Here is a 1631-nt window from a genome sequence, read left to right on the forward strand (position 1 = left end):
TCGGCATTCTGACCGGGCGCGAGGGCGATATCCCGACCGCCAAGCTGATGGCGAAGCAGGCCACGCTCAAAGGGTTGATCGTCGGCAGCCGGCGCGATCAGATCGAGATGATCCGCGCCATCGAGGCGTCGAACCTGCGTCCGATCATCGACCGCGAATTTGGCCTGGAAGAGATCGCCGACGCGTTTCGCCATCAGGAGTCCGGTAAGCACTTCGGCAAGATCTGCCTGTCGTTCTGAAACACCGCCGTTCTGAGACACTGCCGTTCTGAGGCAGAACCAAAAACGAAAAGGGGGCGCGAAAGCGCCCCCGTCAGTCGTGCCACGCTTAAAGGCGTGGCGCGGCCAGGCATCGAACGTCAGGCGCTTTTTTCGCGCGGCTCGTCGATGCGGCTATAGACCACTCCCTTGACCTCGAGCTCCCACACGTCCTGGTAGGGCAGGGTGACGCCTTCGATATCGCCGGGCTTGCCGGTGGCATTCTTGATTAGGGTCTCGGGAATCACCCGTACGCCCTGCGCGCCTGCCTGCTGGATGCGCGCGCTGAATCGACTGCCTTGATGCTCGATCAGCACCCGCTCGCCGGCGATGCACTTGGAAAGCTTTTCCTGCAGCTCTGTTTCATTGACCGGAACAACGCTCATTGCGACCTCCCGTTTAGCAACTGCCTTGGCGCCCGAGCAGTGCGGGCGATGCTTCGATGGTCGTCCAAGGGTGATTGCTGCGTTGGTGAGCTTTTAAAGCGGCTATGCCTTGATAGTGACCCGCCCTGGGCCATTAAGTTCGCCTGCAAGGTGTGAGGCGCAGGTTGCGTGCTACGCTTACTGGCATCGAAAGTGACCGAGGCGCCCCATGTCATCCTCCCCGGAAAATGCCGCGCCTGCCCTGATGAGCGTCGTGGAGCTCGAGGCGTTCAGCGTTCCCGAGAACACCCCGCGCTCGGCGCCCCGGCGTCTTCTCGCAGCGCTCAAGAGCTGGCTCACCGGCAAGCGCGCCGCTCAGCGTCAGGCCATCGACGAGGAGAAGCTCAGAAAGCTGCCCGAGGTGCGCCTGGCCCACCTGGTGCCGCCCGTCGACTGGTCGCCGGCGGCCGACGAGCTGGCCGAGGCCCTCGACGCCCACCTTGCGCGCTCGCCGGTCGTTTTCTTCATCACCCCGCCCTACGGCGGGCACGAGGCGGTCGTTGCTCGTTGGGCCGAGCAGCACGGCGTGGCGCTCGCCGTGCCGCCCTCGCTCGAGGCGTTGCTGGCGGGTGAAACCCGCTGGCGCGAGCAGTTCGCCTTCATGGGCGAGGCCGATGGCCCACGCTGGGCGCTGCCCGCCCTCGAGCGCTGCCTGTTGCGCAGTACCCGGGGCATCCACGGGGTGCGCGCCTTTCTGACCGATGCCCTGGGCGGTAAGCTGGGGCGCGGAGTGATCGGCTGCGATAGCTGGAGCTACGCTTACCTTGCGCACCTGGTGGGGCTCGAGAGCGTGCCCACGCTGACCCTTGCCGCCCTGGAGGGCGAGGCGCTGGCCGCCTACTTCACGCAGGCGGGCGAGAAAGGCGCGAGGCTTACCGTCTACAGCGCGCGCACCGGCCACCCGCTGGTGGGAGAGAGCCCTTCGACAGGCGCAAGCAGGCACGAGCTC

Annotated in this window: 2 protein-coding genes and 1 pseudogene; 2 read left to right on the forward strand and 1 reads right to left on the reverse strand. The window is 65.8% G+C overall.

The genetic code is table 11. The annotated features are described in order from the left end of the window. A partial coding sequence (locus tag BIS11_RS16940; protein WP_253586633.1) for a zinc-binding dehydrogenase occupies window positions 1-239 on the forward strand: 239 nt, incomplete at its 5' end. 119 nt (window positions 240-358) lie between these two features. Here BIS11_RS16940 and BIS11_RS16945 read toward each other — a convergent pair. After that, the gene (locus tag BIS11_RS16945; protein ID WP_253586635.1) at window positions 359-643 is read right to left on the reverse strand and encodes a hypothetical protein; all 285 of its coding nucleotides are present in this window, start codon (window positions 641-643) and stop codon (window positions 359-361) included. A gap of 208 nt (window positions 644-851) precedes the next feature. On the opposite strand from BIS11_RS16945, the pseudogene BIS11_RS16950 reads away from it, so the two are divergent. After that, window positions 852-1631 (forward strand): annotated as a pseudogene (locus BIS11_RS16950) (hypothetical protein); the annotation flags it as partial.

The sequence above is a fragment of the Halomonas sp. 707D4 genome, assembly GCF_024158685.1.
Classification (GTDB): Bacteria; Pseudomonadota; Gammaproteobacteria; order Pseudomonadales; family Halomonadaceae; genus Vreelandella.

Bases quoted from the DNA above. Each gene is read 5' to 3' on its own strand.
- BIS11_RS16945 (WP_253586635.1), bottom strand. From the start codon at position 643: ATGAGCGTTGTTCCGGTCAATGAAACAGAGCTGCAGGAAAAGCTTTCC.